Source organism: Oceanobacter mangrovi, from assembly GCF_019740315.1.
GTDB lineage: Bacteria > Pseudomonadota > Gammaproteobacteria > Pseudomonadales > Oceanobacteraceae > Oceanobacter > Oceanobacter mangrovi.
Genome location: NZ_JAHXZR010000006.1, coordinates 1 through 22,041, shown reverse-complemented (window position 1 = coordinate 22,041; position 22,041 = coordinate 1). Strand labels below are relative to the sequence as shown.

Here is a 22,041-nt window from a genome sequence, read left to right as displayed (position 1 = left end):
ATGCCCGTCAGTCATTGGCTGGGAACCCTGCTGCGGCTTGAGCCGCAGCGTGTTCAGCGCATCTTTGGCATCGGCCTACCGATCATCGGCGCCATGCTGTCCCAGAGCCTGATCAATCTGATCGATGCTGCCATGGTGGGCCGCCTGGGCGATGCTGCGCTGGCGGCGGTTGGTATTGGTGGCTACGCCTCATTTGTGATGGTTTCGATGGTGATGGGCCTGTCTGCTGCCGTGCAGGCGCTGGTGGCCCGGCGTCAGGGAGCCGGTAATACCGAACGCCTGCATGAGCCATTAATGGCGGGGCTGTTTCTGGCCTGCGCCATTGCCGCTCCGCTGACGTTGCTGTTTATTTTTCTGGCCCCCTGGCTGATGCCCGCCCTCACTGACAATCCGGATGTTGCTGCCATTGCCACACCCTACTTTCAGTGGCGCACTGCAGCCTTGATGGCGGTGTCGATGAACTTTGTTTATCGCGGTTACTGGAGTGGTATTGGCGAAACCCGTCACTATCTGATTATTTTGCTGGCAATGCATTTTATCAATGTATCTCTCAGCTATGCGCTGGTGTTCGGCCTTGGAGACTGGGCTGGACTGGGTGCTGTTGGCTCGGGCATTGGCACCGCAATGGCACTGGTGTGTGGCACTGCCATGTACGCCTGGATGACCTTCCGCAAGCAGCGCCACAAGCTTGGCAATGTTGAACTGCCGACCAAAAGAACCCTGCGCCAGCTTGGCAGTCTGGCCTGGCCCAATTCGGTTCAGCAAACCCTGTTTGCACTCGGCATCAGTGTGTTTTTCTGGATCATTGGCCAGATCGGCACAGTAGAACAGGCTATCGGCCATATTCTGATTTCGCTGCAGCTGGTGCTGATCCTGCCAGCGGTTGGGATGGGGATCGCCGCTACCAGTTTGGTCAGTCATTCATTGGGGGCTGGTAATCATCAGGATGCCCATCGCTGGGGCTGGGAAGTGGTACGGGTTGCCAGCCTGGTGATTGCCCTGATCGGCGTCCCCTTGTGGCTGTTCCCGGAACTGATTCTGCGCATTTTCACTGATGAGCCCGCCCTCATCGCTGCGGGCATTCACCCCTTGCAGGTGACCGGAGTATTTATCGCCTTTGAGGTGACTGCAATGGTGTTGACCCAGGCATTGCTCGGAGCCGGTGCCAGCAGCAAGGTAATGAAGATTAATCTTATGATGCAGTGGTGTGTATTTTTGCCACTGGCCTGGCTGGTCGGTCCGGTGATGGGGTTTGGTTTGCTTGGCGTGTGGATTTTGCAAGGGGTTCAGCGTACCGGTTTGTCGCTGATCTACAGTATTATCTGGCAACGTCGCCAATGGACCCAGATACAGGTGTAACATGCAGACCAGCTCGTTGATTTGTCATCGTGGTGCCAGTGCGATGGCGCCGGAAAATACCCTGCAGGCGTTTGAACTGGCGCGCCAACATGGTCAACGCTGGCTGGAAATGGATGTTGCCGTCAGTGCTGATGGCGAAGCGGTAATTTTCCACGATGAAATTCTGCGACGCTGCACCAATGGCTCCGGCTGGCTGATCAGACAGTCGCTGGCCGAGTTGAAAGCCCTTGATGCGGGCAGCTGGTTTTCGGAGCAGTTTACTGGTGCCACGATTCCTGCCCTGACTGAGGTGCTCGACTGGGCTGCGCGCCATCACATGTTCCTGAACCTGGAAATCAAACCGGTATTGGGCCGTGAGCCGGAGACGGCTGCAGCAATTCATCGCGCGCTGGAGTGGGCTTTTGAGCATACCGCCCTGCAGGCGGATCAAATCCTGTTCAGTTCCTTTAATCCCCTGTCCTTACAGCTGGCGCGCGAATGTCATCCCGGGCTTCAACGCGCCTTGCTTACCGAAGCCATTGCCGTTGACGCCGCTGCCCGACTGGCCGCCTTGCAGTGTGAAGGATTGCACTTCTGCGCCGAGCTGGTGGATGAGGTTGCGGTGGCTGAGCTGAAGTCGCTGGGTTACCAACTGCGGTGCTATACCGTCAATTCGGCTATTCAGGCGGAATCCCTCTTCAATATGGGAATTGATGCGGTCTTCAGTGACTATCCTGCCCTGCTGTCTGGCGCTTCTGAAACGGCTCGATAAGAATCATTTGCTATTCGGTTTGGCCGAACGAACTAAGACGGAAAAGTAATTACCATATAGGTAAATAGTCGTTTTAAGAATAAAGCGGCTTTGGTAATGTTCGCAGCCATCAGAATAATAGCGGCGAAGCCCGTTCGCCGTTTGCATACACAGGCGCCTTGCGCCCAGCCAAGCAACCGAGACGCTATGTACCAATACGACGAGTACGATCAGCAGATCCTCAACGAGCGTGTAGCCCAGTTCAAACAACAGACTGAGCGTTATTTTGCCGGCGAGATCGCTGAAGACGAATTCCTGCCACTGCGACTGCAAAACGGCATTTATGTGCAGCGCTATGCACCCATGCTGCGTGTTGCCATTCCTTACGGCACCCTGAACAGCAAGCAGCTGCGCGCACTGGCCAAGGTCGCCCGTGACTACGACAAGGGTTATGGCCACTTTTCGACTCGCCAGAATATCCAGTTCAACTGGCCAGAGCTGAAAGACTGTCCACAAATTCTGGCTGAGCTGGCCGAAGTGCAGATGCACGCTGTACAGACCAGTGGCAACTGTATCCGTAATACCACTACCGACGAATACGCCGGTGTGATTGCCGAAGAGCTGGTCGATCCACGTCCGTACTGTGAAATTATCCGTCAGTGGTCGACCTTCCACCCGGAATTTGCCTTCCTGCCACGCAAGTTCAAGATCGCCGTTAATGCTGTTGAAGGCTCTGACCGCGCCGCGACTTTTGTGCACGACATCGGCGTTCACATCATTCGCAACGAAGCTGGTGAGCTGGGCTATCGCATCCTGATTGGTGGCGGCCTGGGTCGTACGCCAATTCTGGGTGAAGTCATTCGTGATTTCCTGCCAGAACAGGACCTGCTGACCTACCTGGAAGCCGCCATTCGCGTCTACAACCAGTTCGGTCGTCGTGACAACAAATACAAGGCCCGCATCAAGATTCTGACCAAGGCGCTGGGTATCGAGCGCATGAAAGAACTGGTCGAAGCTGAATGGGATCGTATCAAGGATTCTGCTACCAGGCTGACTCAGGTTGAGCTGGATCGCGTCAAGCAGCATTTTATCGATCCGGAATACGCGGCACTGGAAAACAACCCGGCCGAACTGGTTAACGCCAAAGCCGAAAATCCGGCTTTTGCTCGCTGGCTGGAGCGCAACGTGCGCGAGCACAAGCAAGCTGGTTATGCGGTTGTTACCCTGACCCTGAAGCAAAAAGGCACGGCGCCTGGTGATGTGACTGACGCCCAGATGGACGCAGTAGCGGACCTGTCTGACCAGTTCAGCTTTGGCGACCTGCGTTCCACGCACCAGCAAAACCTGGTGTTGCCAAACGTTGAGCAGCGTCAGCTGTTTACCCTCTGGCAACAAGCCAAGGCACTGGGCCTGGCGACACCATCGCTGGGACTGCTGACTGACATGATTTGCTGCCCTGGCGGTGATTTCTGTGCGCTGGCCAATGCCAAGTCGATTCCGGTTGCAGAAGATCTGCAGGTTCGTTTTGACGATATCGACTTCCAGTATGATATCGGTGAAATCGACCTCAACATTTCCGGCTGTATGAATGCCTGTGGCCACCACCATATCGGCAACATCGGCATTCTGGGTGTCGACAAGAAGGGCGAAGAATTCTACCAGGTTTCCCTTGGTGGCAACTCTGGCGGCCGCGGCGCAGCCTCTATCGGCAAAATCCTTGGTCCATCATTCTCCCGCGCCCAGGTGCCGGATGTGATTGCCAAGGTACTGCAGCTGTACGTTGAAAAACGTATCGATGGCGAAAGCTTCCTGGAATCCTACAAGCGTATTGGTCACGACACATTCAAGGAGACCGTTTATGGCAAAGCTGATTAAAAGCGGCGCATTTACCAATGACGATCCATGGGTGGTCGTTGCTGATGATGAGATGGTGCAGGAATACAACCTGATCAGCCTGGATCGCTGGATTCATCAGCAGGCTGAACTGCAACCACTGGCATCCCGTGGCAAGCTGGGTCTGTATCTGAACAGTGATCAAACCGCTGACTTGGTGGCTGAACAGTGCCGCAACTTTGCGGTCATTAGCGTGGATTTTCCGAAATTCACTGATGGTCGTGGTTATTCCGCTGCGCGCCTGTTGCGTGAACAGTACCACTATGCCGGTGACCTGCGCGCCGTTGGCGATGTGCTGATCGACCAGTTGTTCTTTATGAAGCGTTGTGGCTTCAGCTCCTACGCCCTGCGTGAAGATCAGAACGAAGCCAATGCGCTGGCCGCGTTCAGCAGCTTTAGCCAGCCTTATCAGGCTGCGGTTGATAACGACAAGCCGCTGTTTAATCGCGTCAGCCGTTGATCGATCTGCTGCCAGTCTTTCAGGCTGGCAGCTCTCCTCTTCCTTCCTGTTTCAGCTGTTAATGCCCCTGCCAGATTATCTGTCGCCATCTGCTCAACGTCCGGATTATCTTTCTGTCATTCGGCCTGTATTGGCGTAAATAGCCGCATTCACGTAATCTGCATGGGAATAAGCAAGGAGCCCAATATGCAGCAAGACATTGTCTTTTCCATTTTCCTGATCTTTGCCGGAGCCTCGTTGCTGGCGACCTTTGCGCTTTATACCAAACAGCCGGTATTGATCGCCTACATTGGTCTGGGGGCCATTGTTGGTCCATTCGGCATGGGCTGGATTGAACATCCGGAGCAGCTGGAAGAAATGTCGCACATCGGCATTATTTTCCTGTTGTTCTTGCTGGGGCTGGATATGCAGCCACGGGCCTTGCTGGCGGTCCTGCGGCAGGCGTCAACCGTTGGGCTGGTGAGCTCACTGGTGTTTTTTGTCGGCGGCTATGGCTTAACACTGGCATTCGGCTATCCACAAATGGACGCTGTGGTGGTCGGTCTGGCACTGATATTTTCCAGTACCATTATTGGCCTCAAGCTGTTACCAACAACCGTGCTGCACCACAAGCACATGGGCGAATTGATGGTCGGCTTGCTGCTGTTGCAGGACATGCTGGCGATTTTCACTCTGATTCTGCTGGGCGTTATGAGGGGTGATGGTGAGATGCCGGTATGGCAACCATTCCTGGCACTGCCGGTGGTGATTGCGGTGGCGTATTACGCCGTTAAATGGGTGATCTTGCCACTGATTACCCGCTTCGATCGTTATCAGGAATACCTGTTTATTCTGGCTATCGGCTGGTGTCTGGCGGTAGCCGAAGCGGCCAAACTGGCGGGACTGACCTATGAAATCGGGGCCTTTATCGCTGGTATTACCCTGGCCACCAGTCCCATTGCCCAGTTTATTGCGATTAGTCTGAAACCTTTGCGGGATTTCTTTCTGGTGTTGTTCTTTTTCGCGCTAGGGGCACGACTGGATTTGGGCCTGCTATCGACGGTTGCTTTCGCCTCAGTCGCGCTGGCGGCGCTGGTACTGGCTCTGAAACCTGTGACTTTCCGGGTCTTGCTGCAAAAATTCAGTGAAAAAACCAGCCTCGCCTGGGACGTAGGATTTCGTCTTGGTCAGATCAGCGAGTTCTCATTGTTAATTGCCTTTGTGGCTGCCGAGGGCGGCTTACTGAGCGCACAAGGCTCACTGCTGATTCAGGCCACGGCGATCATTACTTTCGTCGCCAGCAGTTATATTGTGGTATTCAACTACCCGAATCCGATTGCGGTTTCCGAGAAATTGCGGCGGGATTGATAAGGCGGGATAGCGGGGATAAAAAGCGGGCTATACCTAATAAATGACGCCTGCCATACGAGCTTAATCCATGTGGCGATGGGAAATTCACCGCCCTATGGATCCCGAATCTGCTTCGCGTCCGTGATGACGTGGATTTGTTAAGTGAGCAGCATTAGGACTATGCCCGCTTTTTTTATTTTCAGCTCTTGCTGATGTTTTGTTGCTGGATGCGACCGAGAATGGTGGTGGTCGCTTTCTCAATGGCAGCCTGAACACCAACACCCAGCTTCTCTTGCAGGCTCTTGCGATATTCGTAACGGATGCTGTAAACATCGGCCTTGGCACAGGCGTTAACGATGTAATCATCGCTGGTGCCGATTTCGTCGATCAGGCGCAGCTCCAGGGCCTGCTGACCGTACCAGACATCACCATTGGCAACTGCGTTCACATCCAGACGCGGACGGAACTTCTGCACGTGCTGACGGAACAGCTCATGGGTTTCCTCCAGGTCTGACTGGAATTTTTCCCGTGCCTTGGCAGTGTTGCGGCCGAACATGGTTACCGTGCGTTTGTATTCACCGGCTGTGAACAGTTCGTAGTCAACATCGTGCTTTTTCAGTAAACGGCTGAAGTTGGGGATCTGCGCCAATACGCCAATAGAGCCGATCAGTGCGAATGGCGCGGCAACGATCTTGTTACCGAGGCAAGCCATCATGTAACCGCCACTGGCCGCCACTTCGTCAACACAAATAGTCAACTGAATGCCCTTGTCGCGGATGCGCTTGAGTTGTGATGCTGCCAGACCATAGGTGTGAACCATACCGCCCGGGCTTTCCAGTCGCAGCACAATTTCGTCGTCCTTGTCGGCTTCGGTCAGTACTGCAGTGATTTCGTGGCGCAGCAAATCGACTTCCGAAGCTTTGACGTCGCCGTTGAAGTCGAGCACAAACACGCGCTTTTTGACTTCGGAGGATTCAAGGCCATCGCGGGTACGCTTTTTGTCCGCCTTGGCTTTTTCCTTCTCTTCTTTTTCGCGCTTTTTTTGCAGTTGTTTGTATTCGTGTTCGTCCAGCAAGGCTTCTTCAAGGGTGGTTTTGAAGTCCTCAATATCGTCGTTGAGACGCTTCACGACCAGTTCGCCGTCCGTGCGATGGCGGTTCCTCATGCTGATACTGGCAATCACTGCCAGAACAATTACCAGCGCCCCGACCATGGTGATGGTTTTCAGGAGAAACAAGCCGTAATCAGATAGAAATTCCACTCAGGCACTCTCGTCGATTAAAACCGCTAGTTTAACTGAAGAGCGGCGGCAACAAAACGACCGAGTAAATTCAAACGCCCGTATGAAACCCGGTTGACACCCCTCGCAGAGAAGCCTAGAGTGGCGTTTAACACAACGAACCACGTCGCTGATCGACGAGTCGCTGCAAAATCAACAATAAGGACCCAGCAATGACTTCCGTTTCTGAAATCATCAATACCCTGAACAGCCGTTTTGACTCTGATGCGGCTGATGATCTGAACGCTGTATTCCAGTTCAGTATCGAAGACGGTGATGACTATTACATCACGGTAAAAGACGGCGCATGTGAGTTTGGTGAAGGCGAGCATGATGATGCCGACGTTACCCTGATTATGAATACCGAGACACTGGCAGGTATTGCTACTGGCGAAACCGATGGCATGCAGGCCTTTATGTCCGGTCAGTTGCGAGTTGAAGGCGATATGATGCTGGCCACCAAGATTGGTGAGTTGTTCCCGAACTGATACCCGAGGGATCTTTTCGACAAGCATAAAAAAACGGGCCATGGCCCGTTTTTTTATGTCTTCAATCTGCTGTTGTTGCTCATGTTTCTTACCACTCGCCTTTTAGGGCCTTTTCCGCAACCGCATTGACTGGTTCAGTCACCACACCATCATTGGTTACAAATACGGCGAATGTGGCGCCGTTAGCCATTGGCATAAATACCGCGCTGCCCATCTCGGCTTTCAGCCAAAACCCGATTTTTGCGAAAGCCGACCATAGATCGACCTGGCTTTTTTCAGCCAAGCTGTAGGCTGAATGTTCTTCGCTGCGCTGTTGCTCCAGCGACAAATAACGCCCAGACAGGCGATCCCAGCGATACAGTGGATAAGCGTTAAGGGAAGCAATTGGACCGGTCCAGCGCAGCATGCGCGCGTCCAGCTGCCATTGATCGCCACGCAACACAAAACGTTGTTCAGTACCCTCCTGATCTACCAGGCTGACGTCGTAGGTTTGATCGCCAGTGCGGTAGGTTGTAACGGTCAGTGCAGGCGGTTCAAGCGCTGCCTGCTTGTAGGTGATCAAATCAAGAATGCTGTAAACGATGATGACGCCGCCAAACAGCATTAGAATGCCCGCGGTGCCCTTCAGCCATTGTATAAACCAGGGCTTGCCGAGCCACATGATGCCCACGACAACCAGAATAACAACGATGATCCCTGCAAATACTGCCGTGAGCGTCCCCAGTAACATGTGCTACATCCTTCAGCTAATCAGGTGGCGAAGACTTTCCTGGGCCAGTTTAACCGCTTCTGTTGAACCGGCTCCGCCAGTGTTCATTGAGTCGATATAATACTCAACTGCGGTAATGGCGTCCGCGAAGGCTTCCATCTTGTGCTCTTCAATCATCTCTTCACCGGCCAGGACCTGGTTTTCGATGAAATCACGCAAGGCCAGTAGAATATCGTGGATGGATTGGCGTTCAAGGAATAGCATGGCTCCAGCGACATCCAGCAGGCTCTTGCTGACATTGCGGACATGTAGCTTGTCGCCAGCGGATTCCAGGTAGCTGCCAATGGCGCGTTTGACCATGCCCAAAGCCGCCATGGATTCAGAAAGGATGGCGATTTTGGCTTCATTGAGACTGACAGGATCAACGGCGGCGGTTTTATCAATGCCGCTGGCGCCGATCGTGCGCAGGCTTTGCTCAAGCTTGATGACTTCATCGGCAACAAATGTGGCTCGATTACGCAGCCCGGCCATGCCGGTTGCTTCAAGATTAACCGCCAGCAGGTTGGCTCGGTCCGCTGCTTCAACATGATTGGTGATCGACAATGTGTCGGAAATGCGGCGCAGGCCTGAGACCAGTTCCTTGAATTCTTCCGGCGCAATATCCATGCGCTCTATCAGGTCGATCTGATCCTTGATGGACTGCAGTTCCTCCTGCAGTGCAATAGCCAGCGATGCCAGCGCACTGGAATCCGGGCCGCGTAGTTGACTACGCAAGTCGATCAGTTGGGTTTCCTTGATGCCCTTGCCAACGTGGAATTCTTCCTGCACCTGGCGAACCAGATCGGTCGAAGGCTGCGCCAGCGAAACAATATGAATGAACTCTTTCAGCAACCAGTCAGGCTGTTTCTCGGCAAAGCCTCGACCTTCGGTTTCCTGAATTTTGCGAACCTGACGATCCAGCTGGCCTAGCAACGCAAGACGGGTGCCGGTCATTTCAAATTCGTCCTGGGTTAGTGCATCCAGTGCGGCAGATGCTGCATGCCAAAACAACCAGGAGGCGCCGCCGCGGCTGGCGCGCTCAAAACGACCTACCGCGCGTTGCATGATCTTGATGGCGCCAGCCCGGCTTTGGCCACGAATCAGACCCAGCAAGCCTAGCTGGAACATTTGACGGGCACGCCGATATGGAAACCGGGCAGCGCCCGGCTCGGTTTTTGGCAAGTCTACTCTCGGCCGCAGGTTGACCAGGAAAAAATAGGATTCTGGCAGTGGTGCGTCGTTGCGTTCGCGACGAATCTGGTTGATAGCTGGTACCAGTAGGCTCGGTGACACTGGCGCACCCTCACCCATCAGGTCAACCAGGCGTTTGAGAAAAATAATTGCCTGGGTGAATGCAGACAGGGTCGAATCAGGCAACTTGCCGCCGCGAGCTGAACGACCTGTATCCGCAAATTCTTCACACAGTCGTTCGCCGGCGCGGAAATCCAGCAGTTTGAAAGTACCACGCACCTGCTGCACTTCTTCGAGGAAGGATCGCAGGTTTTCTGGCGTTCCTGTATCGGAATACAGGTCCAGTTGTGATGCCGCCTGATCAAGCGCGTTCACAACTTCTCCCTTCACCAGGTTCAGGGATGTTGCAAACTGGGTATCTTCAATTGCCGGGTTGAGTTCTGCCATGACGCTGTATCGCTTAGTCCACGCACTAGAGGTAAAGGTATTCTATCCATATAACCCCTTATTCGTGAAACCTTTTGCAGATAGAAGATATTCAGCATGTGACAGACTTCTATCCAAACTGCCGCATGAGCGGGAACAAGGTTGGCATTTGGCCGTTAACTGAACAGCTGACTGGCCTGTGTCAGTTGAAATTAATGCAAAACCCATTACATTTCCGACACCCCAAAGAGGGATACGACCAAGGAAACAAGAATGAATCCATCAATAACAAGCGCCGTGTTGGGCAATTTTCTGGGAAGCGCGCCCCAGTGGTATAAAAAAACCATACTTGCCTTTCTCGCGTTTAACATCGTCAGCGTCTACGCGCTGGGGAGCTATATCACTGGCTGGCTGCTGATTGTCGAGTTTATTTTCACGCTGGCCATGGCGCTGAAATGTTACCCGCTGCAACCGGGTGGTCTATTGGCTATTGAAGCCATTCTGCTCGGCATGGTGCCTGCTGAAGTTGTGTATGAAGAGGCTTTGCACAACTTCCCGGTGATCCTGCTGCTGATGTTTATGGTGGCCGGAATTTATTTCATGAAGGACCTGTTGCTGTTTACTTTTACCAAGATTCTACTGGGTGTGCGCTCCAAGGTAATGCTGTCGCTGCTGTTCAGTATTGTTGCGGCTCTGTTGTCAGCCTTCCTCGATGCGCTGACGGTCACCGCTGTGCTGATCAGTGTTTCTGTCGGTTTCTACAGTGTTTATCACCGGGTCGCCAGTGGTAAAAACTTCAACAATGAACACGATCACGGTTCCGATGCCGAGCTGAAGGAACAGCATCGTCAGGATCTGGACGCTTTCCGCGGCTTTCTGCGCAGCCTGATGATGCATGGCGCGGTTGGTACTGCTCTTGGCGGCGTCTGTACTCTGGTTGGTGAGCCGCAAAACCTGCTGATCGCGGAAGAGGCTGGCTGGGAGTTCATTGAATTCTTCACTCGCATGGCACCGGTTACCATGCCGGTTCTGGTTGCCGGCTTGATCACCTGTGCCTTGCTGGAAAAAACCGGCTTCTTTGGCTATGGCGCCAAGCTACCAGAAGATGTACGCGCCATCCTGCAGGATTTCAACGACAAACAATCAGCTGCACTGACACCCAAAATCAAGGCTCAGCTGGCCATTCAGGCACTGGTTGCCATTTTCCTTGTGCTGGGGCTGGCACTGCATCTGGCGGAAGTCGGTTTGATTGGCCTGGCGGTGATTATTATTTTGACTGCCTTTAACGGCATTATCGAAGAGCATCAGATTGGCAAGGCATTCGAAGAAGCCATGCCGTTTACTGCGCTACTGGTAGTGTTTTTCAGTATTGTTGGCGTGATTCACGCACAGCATCTGTTTACGCCGATTATCAGCTGGATTCTGGATACCAATAACGTCACCACAGATTCACAACCAGGCGTGTTCTTCCTCGCCAATGGCGTGCTGTCGATGATCAGTGACAACGTGTTTGTTGCAACGGTTTACATCTCTGAGGTGAAGGCCGCTTTGCTGGCCGGTGAAATCACCCGTGAACACTTCGATGTACTGGCAACCGCGATCAACACTGGCACCAACCTGCCGAGTGTTGCCACGCCAAACGGCCAGGCAGCATTTCTGTTCCTGCTGACTTCTGCTTTGGCACCGCTGATTCGATTGTCATACGGCCGTATGGTGATAATGGCATTACCATACACCGTGGTCATGACCGGCATCGGTTATTTTGCAGTCACCCACTGGCTGTAAAGTAAAAAGCCCATGCAGGTTTCTGCATGGGCTTTCAGGTTGCCGCCACGAGTTGTCGCGGCAGCCTATCCTTCCAGCGATCGCCAGATCGCGCCGTTTTCGCTCTTCTTGTCGATCAATTCCAGCATCTTGTTATGGGCATTGATTTCATCCGCCAGCGCCCGAATTACCGGCAGGTTGGTAGTATCAACACCGCCCAGCTGATCCAGATCCAATTCAACGATGCCATCCTTGTTGTCGTCTTCGACAGCCAGTATCAACGCCGTCTGGCCGCCGGTCATGGCCAGGTACACATCCGCAAGAATTTCGGAGTCGAGCAAGGCCCCGTGCAGTTCGCGATGGCTGTTGTCGATGTCGTAACGCTTGCAGAGGGCGTCAAGTGAAACCCGTGAGCCCGGGAACATGTCGCGAGCCATTTTCAGCGTATCCAGCACGCTGCAGATTTCGATGGTCGGTGACAGTCCCAACAGGCGGAATTCGTAGTCCATCATGCCGACGTCGAACGCGGCGTTGTGGATCACCAGCTGGGCACCATCAATGAACTCGCGAAACTCATCGACCACATCGCCAAAAAATGGCGCATTGGTCTCTGTCAGCCATTCCATGCTGATGCCGTGAACAGCTTGGGCCTCTGGATCGATTTCACGTTGCGGATTGATGTATTTGTGGAAATGACGACCGGTCAGTTTTCGCTCAATCACCTCGACGCAGCCGATTTCAAGAATCCGGTGCCCCTCGCCGATACCGGTGGTTTCCGTATCCAGTACAACCTGTCTCATTATTTCACCCCTGCCGCACCACGATTGGCCAGCATGTCGGCCCGTTCGTTTTCGTCATGTCCGGCATGACCCTTGACCCAGCGCCAGTCGACCTTGTGTTTGCCGACTGCCGCATCGAGGCGCTGCCACAGGTCCTGATTTTTCACCGGCTGCCGGGAGGCAGTTTTCCAGCCGTTACGCTTCCAGCCCGCCATCCACTGCTCAACACCTTGCATTACGTATTTGGAGTCGGTGGTCAGGATGACGTCGCAAGGGCGAGTCAAAGCCTCCAGACCCTGAATCGCTGCCATCAGTTCCATTCGATTGTTGGTGGTTCCCTGCTCACCACCCCACAGCTCTTTTTCTGCCGAACCAAAGCGCAGCAGGGCTCCCCAGCCACCCGGGCCAGGATTACCTTTGCAGGCTCCATCCGTAAAAATCTCTACTTTCAAAACACACCTGTTTGCCTGAATAATATTCAGTCTTGTTGTTTAACTCGTGCTATCGCCGGATTACTGGCAAAGCCCGGCGGCAATTGCCAGCGTCGTTGACGACTGGGCGTGCGGCCTGGAATGGTTTTACGCGCGACCAGAATATAGGCGTTGGCTGGCAGCCAGTTGCGACCGGCAAAAACCCGGTCAAAGCGACGACTGGCGCTTTCCGTCAGCAGCCGCAACGGCCACAAATGAGCCACCGACGTAACCGATTCAACCCGAAAATCCAGCAGTGTCAGCCAATCACGCAAGCGGCGGGAATCAACACAATTACAGACCCACGGCACCTGGGACGACAGTGTACAGGCCAATTTAACCGCGCCAAAGACGCTGTGCGGATTAAATCCCACCACAACCAGATATCCGCTTGGCTGCAATACCCTCGCTGCTTCCCGGACCAGTTGATGGGGTCGCGCGCACATATCAAGGCTGTGCTGCAGGACTACGCCATCCAGGGATTCATCCGCCAGCGGCCAGGCATCTTCGGCCATCAGGCCATCAACGGCATTGGAATCTGTCCAGGTCATGCCCATGTTAAAGGCATGACGCATCCGGCTGCGCTTGAGAAACCTTGGCGTATTATCGACGCCGGAATACATCAGGTGCTGGCCGTGCAGGTCCACCAGAACCTCCCGGATCCAGCCAGCCTCAAGCGACAACAATCGTCTGGCCGAACGTGTTGCAATCCAGTTGCGATATGCATCGGACTTTACTCTGGCGCCCACTATTCGACCTCCTGTTGATCCTCTGGTTGCCTGACACTCGGTCAATCACTAGACTGTGCCGCGAATCTTCTGACAGTTTAAGTGCATGCGTCCGTTCTCACTAGTCACCATTCTGTTACCCCTCGCCTGGGTAACCGCCTGTAGCCAGCAAAATCTGAAACCTGCCGTCGCGGCCTGGCAGCCTGCCAGCGAAGCGGTCACCTTGCTGGATGAACTACCTGACAGCACAACGGTGGAATCCTTCGTCGAAGAGGATGTCTGGCTGCGGATTCTCGACAGCTTTCAGCTTGATCTGAACGTCGACAATGAACGTCTGCGTCAGCAGCGTGACTGGTACATCAAGCACCCGGAATATATGAAACGGGTGACAGAACGGGCGCGCCCCTACCTCTACTATATTGCCGAGCAAATTGAAGCGCGTGAGGTGCCTGGCGAAGTTGCCTTGCTGCCCATCGTCGAAAGCGCCTTTGATCCATTTGCCTATAGCCATGGACGGGCGTCCGGGGTTTGGCAGTTTATTCCGTCGACCGGCAAGTATTTTGGACTGAATCAGGACTGGTGGTACGACGGCCGTCGTGACATTCGCGCGGCCACCAACGCAGCGCTGGATTATCTTTCCAGTCTGGCGCGTCAGTTTGACGGTGACTGGCAGCTGGCGCTGGCCAGCTACAACTCAGGCGCAGGCACTGTCCGCAAGGCCATTCGCCAGAACAAGGCGGCTCACAAACCGGAAGACTTCTGGGCGCTGGACTTACCAACCGAAACCCAGGCTTATGTTCCCAAACTATTGGCACTGGCGCAGCTGCTTAAATATCCGGAGCGTTACCAGATTCCATTCCAGCCGGTTGAGAACAAACCCTACTTTGCGGTAGTGCAGACCGGTGGCCAGATCGACCTCGCACAGGTTGCCGATTTGTCCGATACCGATCTTGATGAAATCTACCGTCTCAATCCCGGATACAACCGTTGGGCGACGCACCCCGATGGCCCGCATGAAATTCTGGTACCACAGGAACAGCAGGCGGAATTTCAGACTCGGTTGGCCTCTTTGCCTGCCTCGCAGCGGGTGCGCTGGCACCGCTACACAGTCAAATCCGGCGATAATCTGCAAACCATCAGCAATCATTACCGCACCACCATTGATGTGGTTAAACGGGTAAACAGCCTGTCTGGCAATACTATCCGGGTTGGTCAAACGCTGCTGATTCCCGGCGCTATCAAGGGCCAGGACAGTTACTCTTACAGTTTGTCACAACGTATGGATCGCACCCAGACGGCGCGCCAGCCTGCCAATACCAACAAGATTTCCTACCAGGTTGCCTCTGGTGATACCTTTTGGGAAATTGGTAAAAAATATGGCGTGACCTCGCGTCAAATTGCCCACTGGAATGGCATGGCTCCGGGCGACCCTCTGACTGTTGGCAAAAAGCTGACAATCTGGATTCCGACCAGCAAGCCGACCAGCAAGCCGACCAGTAGTGGTAATAGCGGCCGTCAGGAAATTCGTAAAGTGACCTATCGGGTACGTAGTGGTGACTCGCTCGCCAGCATTGGCAGTCGTTTCCGGGTTTCGGTGGCAGATATTCGCAAGTGGAACCCCAACGACACCCGCGCCAAATACCTGCAGCCCGGTATGTCATTGCTGCTGTATGTGAACGTGGTGCGCTAATACCCAGGGAGTTCTGATGTCCCGATTGTCCGCTCGTCGAAGCATTGCGTCCGTCTGGCTTGCACTGGGTTTGCTGGCTACGTTCGACGTCACGGCGAGCGATAACCCGATCGAGATCCTCGAAACACCCCTGCCAGCCTTTATTGACTGGCAAACCAATGTCACCGAAATTGCGCGTGGTGTGCCGGAAGCCGTTGTTGGCGGCACCTTTCGCATGGCGATTATCGGCACAGAGCTGAATTTGCGGCGTTATGGCCCGGATTCCAGTCATGCACTGACTCCCTTGCTCGACTCTCTGCAGGTTCCGCTGCTCTATCGCTTGCCCGGAAGTGACGAGCTTCAGGGCGGGCTGGCTGATCACTGGGCGATTTCTGCTGATCACAAACGACTGTCCTTCCGACTGCGTAACCACATATTCTGGAGCGACGGCGTCGCCATCAATACGGAAGACATTGTCTATACGTTCAGATCGGTCGTTGGCCGCTCAGACTGGGCCGCAGCTGTCGTTCGTCAACTTGGTATGACGCTTGAAATTCACGACGAACGCCATTTTTCAATTGTCGCTACAGCGGCCATTTCCAATGATCTGATTGAACAAATACAGGCCTTGCGGCCACTGCCAAAGCATTATTGGAGCAAGGTTCAGTGGTTTGAGGATCGTGACTGGCGCGCCGAACCGACGTCTGGTCCGTACAACATCACCCGCATCATTAAAAACCAGCAAATTACCCTCAGTCGGCGATCCGATTGGTGGGGGTTGCGCGTGCCCCTGTTCTGGTATCGCTACAACGTCAGTCGGGTGATGGTTTATTTGCTGCCGGAAGCCCACAAGGCTTATCAGATGCTTGAGCGCGGCGAACTGGACACCTTGCAGCTTGATCCGGCCATTGCTGATCATGAAACCGCACTGACTGCCCGTGCCGCGGTCGACCAATACCATTATCAGTACCAGCCGGTGAATTTGTGGGAATGCCTGGTTCGCCCGTTGAAGTTGACGGGTGCGCCGCTGGAGTTGTCTTACACCATCAACCCCGACGGCGACTGGCTACAGCAACAACTGCAGCAAATGGCCGGGGAATCCGCTATTATCAGCCATCAGACCAGCGCCCAGCAACTCAACAAAGGACTGGCGACGGGACAAATCCGGCTTGCCTGGTTTGCCCTGACGTCGTATGGCAACCCGGCCCTGTATCTGGATGATGCCTTTCAGCGCCAGCCTGCTGCCAGCCTGACGGCCGACTGCCACCATCAGCATGCTCGTCGCAGCGCTGGAATATTGGCCTGGCGCTGGGTTGAAATCCCCGCTGAGGCAACTGCGTCTTACGGCTCAAACCTGCTCGACCCATTTGATATTGCCACTGGCGGCTACTTCTGGATTGATGCTCGTCGCAAGTCATCGATCCTAACATCACCAGGCTCAGAAGGTGTTGGGCGGCTGATTGCCCTGCCCTGAGCTAGTCTGTCAGCCCTTCAAACCAATAGCGGTAATCGCCGCTGCGAACAAAATAACGGCCATTGTCTTCTTCACACCAGTCAATAAGCTGATAATACGCATTACGACCCAGGCGGGCTTTTAATCCCTGACGAATATCGACCACGGGGACATCGACACCATTTTGCATGTCGCTTTCAAACGGCTGGCTGGCGGAGATCTCAAAACTGTCGCCAACATTGGTAATGCCCTGAATCACACCGTTCTGACGTTCAATGGCAATAATCTGAAATGGTACATCCTCCACCTGGATCTGAAGCTTTTCCTGCGGCGTCACCAGAAAATAGTCATTGCCATCTTTGCGCAATACCGAGGCAAACAAGCGCACCAGCGGCTCGCGGGTAATTTGTCCGCCTTCATGAAACCAGTTGCCCGCAGCGTCGATGCGAATGTCGATTTCACCGCAAAAGTCAGGGTGCCAGTCTTTGACGGGAGGAAGCATTCCTGATGGCTGCTTGCCAAGGGCTTCAAGCAAGGATTGAAGTGACATAAGTATCTCGATGATTCAGGTGGTTGGAGCTGCTGTAATAGCCAGTCTGCAGCGGCGCACAGCAAGATTATAACCAGAATCGGCCATATGGATGATCGACGGCCTGTCGGAGTGCGTTGCATACTGGCTTAAGAGTGACCCGGTATACAAATTCAGTCGGTGGCACGCTTGGACTACCCGGCGTAATTGCACGTTTTTTGATCGACTGATACGGTCGCTTCTCCTACTACCAATCCGCATAAAGGAGTATCCGATGCACGAAGCGCTTTTGGGCCAGATCCAGCTGTTTCCGTATGAATTTTCTATTCAGGGTTGGGCTCGTTGTGAAGGTCAAATAATGAATGTGCAGCAAAATGCAGCATTGTTCTCCGTGCTGGGGAATCGTTTCGGTGGAGAGGCTCCTGCAACATTTGCACTGCCGGATTTACGCGGCAAATCACCACTTGAAGGATTGAGCTATTTTATTTCGATTACCGGACTGTATCCGAATCGCCAGTAATTCTAAGACCCTGAGCTGTCACCAGCTCAGGGTGCTTTCACGACAGCTATTGGCAATTTCAGCAAAAAAATCCATTCCAGCCAGATGTCGCAGAAACCCGGTTGCCGGCATGCGAAAATCCCCGAATTCCACTGATGCCTTAAATTCGGGAATCCCTCATTGAAAATCCCATCCTCCAGCGACTACCTCAAATTACAGGCTGAACGCGACGACCTTGCCGCGGAATGCCAGCAACTGAAAGCCATGTTCAATAAGCTACAAGCAGAGGCGATAAACACCTTTGCCGAACGAATCCTGGAAATTTGCGAGGCGGGAGATTTACCAGAAGACTTGACGGTGTATGACGTCAGGCAAATAGCGACTGAATATATTCGACTGCATTATCAGGAAAGCAGCAGCTGAAATTCGAATGTGAGAGTACAATAACTTGTACAACCCAAAGAGGCAGAACAGATGGACGCAATTAGCTACTCGTCCTTCCGGTCACAGCTGTCCAGCGTGCTCGACAAAGTCAACGATGACCACACGTCAGAATGGTAAAGCCGCGGTAGTCATGAGCCTGGAAGACTTCCACGCTTACGAAGAAACCGCCTACTTGATGGCCAGCCCAAAAACGCCGAGCGTTTGAATCGGGCTATTGCTGAACTTGAAGCGGGGCACGGCACAGAACAAGGATTGATTGAAGAGTGATCCGGTCCTGGGCCAAAGACGCTCTACTGGCAACAGACCGACAAGAAAATCCTGAAACACATCAACACCCTGACCAAAGACATTCAGCGACATCCGTTTGAAGGGCTTGGTGATCCTGAGCCCCTCAAGCACAACTGGTCAGGGTATTCTGGTCTACAAAGTCACCGATACCGCCCTGCTTCGTTGTCACTACTGATAACGGCAATTACAACTGCAGGATCTGGTTCCTTCTCCCCATTCTCTATGGCTAGCCAGTGTGAATGCTCTGGGGGGGGCTGCGAGCGCCGCTGTGCGGTGTTCGCAGGCGTCCGGATCTGCATCTGGTCAATGCGGCAACGCCGATATGGTGGGGATTGGCATGGTTACCCCTCTCCTGGAGACTGCGGTCAAGGGTTTACCCAGCGCAGCAGGCGCCCGTCTCGCAGCAGGTCTGGTAACCCGTCAGTCAACTCCACAAGTCTCGGACCGCCAGGATTAGCCTAGCGATGGTAAAGCTCATGCAGGCCGTGCAGGCTTCTCTGCTGTGCCCTGCCCTGGGGATGCGTCCCTGTAACACGTATTTTAAAAGGGGGCTTGATAGTCCCTCGCCCCAGAATCTGTATATCCATATAGCATAATCACCAATTTCCAATCCTAGTGCCTGTTTTCTCTAGATGGATTGCTCATTTTTCTGGTAGATGCTAGCGTAAGTGGCTGAAGGCAGGGACTTTGTGTGAAGGGTTTACAGATTATCGCGCAAAAGAAAATGGATATACGCGCATGCTCGTTCTTCTAGTGATCGGGTGTTTCTTATATAAGGAAGTTTTCATGGAAATCAATAAGATAGTCATCACTTGCAAAAATATAAGCCACCAGAAAAACGCCCATACGCACTCACAAACTGTCAACACTCACAAGGAGCCACAATGCAATACCTGATATTAATGCTTATACTTACCTTGTCTTTTTCTGCACAAGCTATTGAGTATCTGACCAGTAAAGAAGACGCTCAATCGTTAGCAAAAGATGTAATGGATAGTGTTAGTAAAGATAATTTTAAAGAGGGTCTTTCAAAGCTTCGCCCATATTCTGTTATTCCAGTGGCCGAATTTGATGTTCAAATAAACCAGATGGACATGAAACTTCCAGCTATCTCACAACGATTTGGCAGGTCAATTGGGTATGAATTTATTGAAGAAGATCATCTTGGTGATTCATTAATACAATATATGTATCTTCAGAAACTTGAAAAACATGTAATGGTTTGGCACTTCATATTTTACAAGCCAAAAGATAAGTGGCTACTAAATTCTTGGTACTTTAATGATCAGGTAAAACCACTGTTCAAATACTAGTGTTAACCAAGCCGTGCGCCAGAACAGCAGTCTTTCGTTGCAGTTTATGCACTACGCTGTCGCTCCGTTAACATAAACTACAACTACAACTACAACTACAACTACAGCCAGCTGTCCAGTGACGGCGACGTTAAATGCCTATGAGACATATCGCGTCTATTGCAATCTTTCTATCTTTGTACGGGTGTGCATTTCCTTATCCTCACCACAATTGGAAGACCCCCAAATTTACTGGCGTTGTATCAAGTGCAAAGACGGGTGAGCCAGTTTCAGGAGCAAAAGTATTCTATGAGTCCAATCCCGAGCTCTATACGATAACTGATAAAAACGGTTACTACGAGCTGATGCCAAAAAAGGAATTCGAGTTTTTTGCTGTGATACTTCCTACGGCACATCCTATGCCCACAATATTTAATTTGGGGGTGGTCTCTGAGGTGGGCGGTGCCATAGTCGAAACTGGATCATGCATTGGGGATCCAGGATTTGAATGTAATGGACGCACACGAGAAGTGAATTTCAGTGTGCAGTAATGCATTTAACAAGTTGCTGCTGCCAGACAAACCCAGTAATGACAACCTCTCCCACTCCAGCTCGCAGCAGTGATTAAAATCATGCCTATTGGAAAAATAAGTACAAGTATCGACACCCTAGAGTTGCAGTTGCCTAACGGTGAACGCGTTTCTGAGCAGGTAGAAAGCCTCGGCAGTGTTTACGCCTTGCTGATCGGTAGCGATGTTCTTGCGAATGACTCATGCTGCTTCATACTGATTTTTGACCATTCTCTCTGGGTGGTGCCTGACTCAACTGCTGGCTTTAATGCCTTAGACAAACAGCTCCCCAATCTCATTGGCCAACACAGGATCACAACAGCCCGCATAGACTACCTGCCATTCTCATGGCGGGCTCGGCGTTTTTTGCTTGGTATGGAGGGTAAATTGGCTGTTAAGAGCAAAGAATCCGTTAGTGATATTGAAAAGATTATGACTGTGTTAACGGAAGTGTCAGAGGATTAACCGTAAGGTCGACTTAACGGTTTTTGAGCTAAAGATCGAGACATATGCATATTATTGACGGGAATCGCATCATCTCGACGTTGGTGACTGAAAGCACTGAAGATACTTCGGCAAAAATTCGCGTAGTAATAACTGATTCGCCGATAGATATAACTGTGAGCGGTACGTTTGTTGAGGCATGCATTCAATGCAGTGACTTCGTTCTCGTGTTTGCAACGGATGACTGCCTATTCGAAGAAGTATTAAATATCACCCTGGTTGATTTTTGTAACAGTATTCTGGATAGTGCATCTCTATTTTGGCCATACAACACAGGGGTGTTTGCAATATCTGGTCTGATTGAACCGAATAAGGTAGTCTTTGAATTCCTCGGTGACAAACAATGGCAAATTGAAGTATTGGATAATCCTACCATCTATATCCCTCTCCTATCAGAGCCTTCAGGCAGCTGGCGACAATTCAAATTCAAAAGATGCTTTAGAATATCCCGATTGGCATCCGCCCTGGGCACTCCATCCAACTCCTGACAGCAGAGTCAAAATCAAGTAAATTGGCTATGTAACTACTCAAGGATGAACCATGGCCAAGCTCCTCACTGAAGCACCCCTTAATTTTCTCCTGGAACAACTCGTTCTCAAGTCCACCAAGAACCTGGTGTTGGTTAGCCTGTACCTGAAAATCAATCCCCGCCTCTGCGAACTGATTTCAGACAAAGCCAAGTCCGGCGTGCCTGTCACTGTGGTTTATGGCAAGACCGAGTTGGAAAGAGATAGCTTCAGATAGAACTCAGAAATACAACCAGATTCAATCTGACTTTATCGCTCATAATGCCGATCTTGATTGGCGTTGTTGTGGGCATCGTTAATCACTGGGTATTTTACATTTATCTAAACTGGCCGCTGGCACTGAGCTGATTCCGGTTACAGATTTACTTCTTTTTGAAAATCGCCAAATAGATTGCCCCTGCACCACAGCCAGAATAAAACATCAGCAGCAGAAAGAACTTTAACGGACTGTATTCTCTTAAAACCAGGTTAAAACCAGGTGTTCTGGTTTTAACCTGGACACCTCAAGAAGAGATAAACTCTTCTCAGCCAGAGGTGCCAACCATGAGTCAGAAACGCAGTTACAAACAGTACCCACAAGAATTTAAGGATGAAGCCGTTGCTCTCGTGACCGAGCAAGGCTA

24 protein-coding genes are annotated in these 22,041 nt (G+C 52.4%); 17 read left to right on the top strand and 7 right to left on the bottom strand.

All coding sequences use genetic code 11. The features are described from left to right. The 5 genes from K6123_RS13360 (at window position 1) to K6123_RS13340 (ending at window position 5,789) form a co-directional block, all read left to right on the top strand. Window positions 1–1,359: an MATE family efflux transporter gene (locus tag K6123_RS13360; protein ID WP_221798549.1), complete on the top strand. Its 1,359-nt coding sequence runs from the start codon at window positions 1–3 to the stop codon at window positions 1,357–1,359. 1 nt (window position 1,360) lies between these two features. Beyond that, the gene (locus K6123_RS13355; protein WP_221798546.1) at window positions 1,361–2,110 is read left to right on the top strand and encodes a glycerophosphodiester phosphodiesterase family protein; all 750 of its coding nucleotides are present in this window, start codon (window positions 1,361–1,363) and stop codon (window positions 2,108–2,110) included. A 186-nt stretch (window positions 2,111–2,296) separates the two neighbouring features. Then, the gene (locus tag K6123_RS13350) at window positions 2,297–3,964 is read left to right on the top strand and encodes a nitrite/sulfite reductase (RefSeq protein ID WP_221798544.1); all 1,668 of its coding nucleotides are present in this window, start codon (window positions 2,297–2,299) and stop codon (window positions 3,962–3,964) included. Next, the gene (locus K6123_RS13345) at window positions 3,948–4,442 is read left to right on the top strand and encodes a DUF934 domain-containing protein (RefSeq protein WP_246624795.1); all 495 of its coding nucleotides are present in this window, start codon (window positions 3,948–3,950) and stop codon (window positions 4,440–4,442) included. Before K6123_RS13350 ends, K6123_RS13345 begins: the two co-directional genes overlap by 17 nt. 186 nt (window positions 4,443–4,628) lie before the next feature. Next, window positions 4,629–5,789 (top strand): cation:proton antiporter domain-containing protein, encoded by a 1,161-nt coding sequence (locus K6123_RS13340; RefSeq protein ID WP_221798542.1) that lies wholly within the window; start codon window positions 4,629–4,631, stop codon window positions 5,787–5,789. Window positions 5,790–5,970: 181 nt separating this feature from the next. Here the strand turns inward: K6123_RS13340 and sohB are convergent, their stop codons facing one another. Further along, window positions 5,971–7,032: a protease SohB gene (sohB, locus tag K6123_RS13335; protein ID WP_221798540.1), complete on the bottom strand. Its 1,062-nt coding sequence runs from the start codon at window positions 7,030–7,032 to the stop codon at window positions 5,971–5,973. A gap of 191 nt (window positions 7,033–7,223) precedes the next feature. Between sohB and K6123_RS13330 the strand changes: the two genes are divergently transcribed. Beyond that, a complete protein-coding gene (locus tag K6123_RS13330; RefSeq protein WP_221798538.1) occupies window positions 7,224–7,538 on the top strand; it encodes an SCP2 sterol-binding domain-containing protein in 315 nt (104 codons plus the stop codon). An 88-nt stretch (window positions 7,539–7,626) separates the two neighbouring features. On the opposite strand, the gene K6123_RS13325 is transcribed toward K6123_RS13330, so the two are convergent. Next, window positions 7,627–8,268 (bottom strand): hypothetical protein, encoded by a 642-nt coding sequence (locus K6123_RS13325; protein WP_221798536.1) that lies wholly within the window; start codon window positions 8,266–8,268, stop codon window positions 7,627–7,629. A 12-nt stretch (window positions 8,269–8,280) separates the two neighbouring features. Then, complete coding sequence (locus K6123_RS13320; protein WP_221798534.1) at window positions 8,281–9,924, bottom strand: FimL-related protein; 1,644 nt, start codon at window positions 9,922–9,924, stop codon at window positions 8,281–8,283. A gap of 252 nt (window positions 9,925–10,176) precedes the next feature. On the opposite strand from K6123_RS13320, the gene nhaB reads away from it, so the two are divergent. After that, entirely contained in the window at window positions 10,177–11,688 is a 1,512-nt protein-coding gene (nhaB, locus tag K6123_RS13315; protein ID WP_221798532.1) for a sodium/proton antiporter NhaB, read from the top strand. 65 nt (window positions 11,689–11,753) lie between these two features. Here nhaB and dnaQ read toward each other — a convergent pair whose 3' ends face one another. The 3 genes from dnaQ to K6123_RS13300 are packed head-to-tail and all read right to left on the bottom strand — an operon-like array spanning window position 11,754 to window position 13,665. Further along, window positions 11,754–12,467 (bottom strand): DNA polymerase III subunit epsilon, encoded by a 714-nt coding sequence (dnaQ, locus tag K6123_RS13310; RefSeq protein ID WP_221798531.1) that lies wholly within the window; start codon window positions 12,465–12,467, stop codon window positions 11,754–11,756. Then, window positions 12,467–12,898, bottom strand: a complete 432-nt coding sequence (rnhA, locus tag K6123_RS13305; protein WP_221798529.1) for a ribonuclease HI — start codon at window positions 12,896–12,898, stop codon at window positions 12,467–12,469. Before rnhA ends, dnaQ begins: the two co-directional genes overlap by 1 nt. A gap of 26 nt (window positions 12,899–12,924) precedes the next feature. Next, window positions 12,925–13,665, bottom strand: coding sequence for a class I SAM-dependent methyltransferase (locus K6123_RS13300; protein ID WP_221798526.1), 741 nt, complete (start codon window positions 13,663–13,665; stop codon window positions 12,925–12,927). Between the two features lie 85 nt (window positions 13,666–13,750). Between K6123_RS13300 and K6123_RS13295 the strand changes: the two genes are divergently transcribed. Together K6123_RS13295 and K6123_RS13290 are read left to right on the top strand one after the other, a co-directional pair. Continuing rightward, window positions 13,751–15,334, top strand: coding sequence for a lytic transglycosylase (locus tag K6123_RS13295; RefSeq protein ID WP_221798524.1), 1,584 nt, complete (start codon window positions 13,751–13,753; stop codon window positions 15,332–15,334). A gap of 16 nt (window positions 15,335–15,350) precedes the next feature. Continuing rightward, a complete protein-coding gene (locus K6123_RS13290) occupies window positions 15,351–16,787 on the top strand; it encodes an ABC transporter substrate-binding protein (protein ID WP_221798523.1) in 1,437 nt (478 codons plus the stop codon). Window position 16,788: 1 nt separating this feature from the next. On the opposite strand, the gene K6123_RS13285 is transcribed toward K6123_RS13290, so the two are convergent. After that, window positions 16,789–17,316 (bottom strand): DUF1285 domain-containing protein, encoded by a 528-nt coding sequence (locus K6123_RS13285; RefSeq protein WP_221798520.1) that lies wholly within the window; start codon window positions 17,314–17,316, stop codon window positions 16,789–16,791. Window positions 17,317–17,569: 253 nt separating this feature from the next. Between K6123_RS13285 and K6123_RS13280 the strand changes: the two genes are divergently transcribed. The 8 genes from K6123_RS13280 to K6123_RS13245 all read left to right on the top strand — a co-directional run bounded on the left by K6123_RS13280 (window position 17,570) and on the right by K6123_RS13245 (window position 21,635). Beyond that, window positions 17,570–17,815: a phage tail protein gene (locus tag K6123_RS13280; RefSeq protein ID WP_221798519.1), complete on the top strand. Its 246-nt coding sequence runs from the start codon at window positions 17,570–17,572 to the stop codon at window positions 17,813–17,815. A 159-nt stretch (window positions 17,816–17,974) separates the two neighbouring features. Continuing rightward, on the top strand, window positions 17,975–18,217 hold the full coding sequence (locus K6123_RS13275; protein WP_221798516.1) for a hypothetical protein: 243 nt from the start codon (window positions 17,975–17,977) through the stop codon (window positions 18,215–18,217). Window positions 18,218–18,332: 115 nt separating this feature from the next. Then, window positions 18,333–18,443 (top strand): type II toxin-antitoxin system Phd/YefM family antitoxin, encoded by a 111-nt coding sequence (locus K6123_RS23465; RefSeq protein WP_343224000.1) that lies wholly within the window; start codon window positions 18,333–18,335, stop codon window positions 18,441–18,443. Between the two features lie 110 nt (window positions 18,444–18,553). Continuing rightward, window positions 18,554–18,988 (top strand): type II toxin-antitoxin system YoeB family toxin, encoded by a 435-nt coding sequence (locus K6123_RS23505; RefSeq protein WP_221798981.1) that lies wholly within the window; start codon window positions 18,554–18,556, stop codon window positions 18,986–18,988. A gap of 422 nt (window positions 18,989–19,410) precedes the next feature. After that, window positions 19,411–19,839 (top strand): hypothetical protein, encoded by a 429-nt coding sequence (locus tag K6123_RS13260; protein WP_221798514.1) that lies wholly within the window; start codon window positions 19,411–19,413, stop codon window positions 19,837–19,839. 611 nt (window positions 19,840–20,450) lie between these two features. After that, on the top strand, window positions 20,451–20,852 hold the full coding sequence (locus tag K6123_RS13255) for a hypothetical protein (protein WP_221798513.1): 402 nt from the start codon (window positions 20,451–20,453) through the stop codon (window positions 20,850–20,852). A 44-nt stretch (window positions 20,853–20,896) separates the two neighbouring features. After that, window positions 20,897–21,379, top strand: coding sequence for a hypothetical protein (locus K6123_RS13250; RefSeq protein ID WP_221798511.1), 483 nt, complete (start codon window positions 20,897–20,899; stop codon window positions 21,377–21,379). Between the two features lie 52 nt (window positions 21,380–21,431). Beyond that, window positions 21,432–21,635 carry a hypothetical protein gene (locus tag K6123_RS13245; protein WP_221798509.1) on the top strand — a complete coding sequence of 68 codons (204 nt, stop codon included), beginning with the start codon at window positions 21,432–21,434 and terminating at the stop codon, window positions 21,633–21,635. Window positions 21,636–22,041 lie beyond the last annotated feature (406 nt).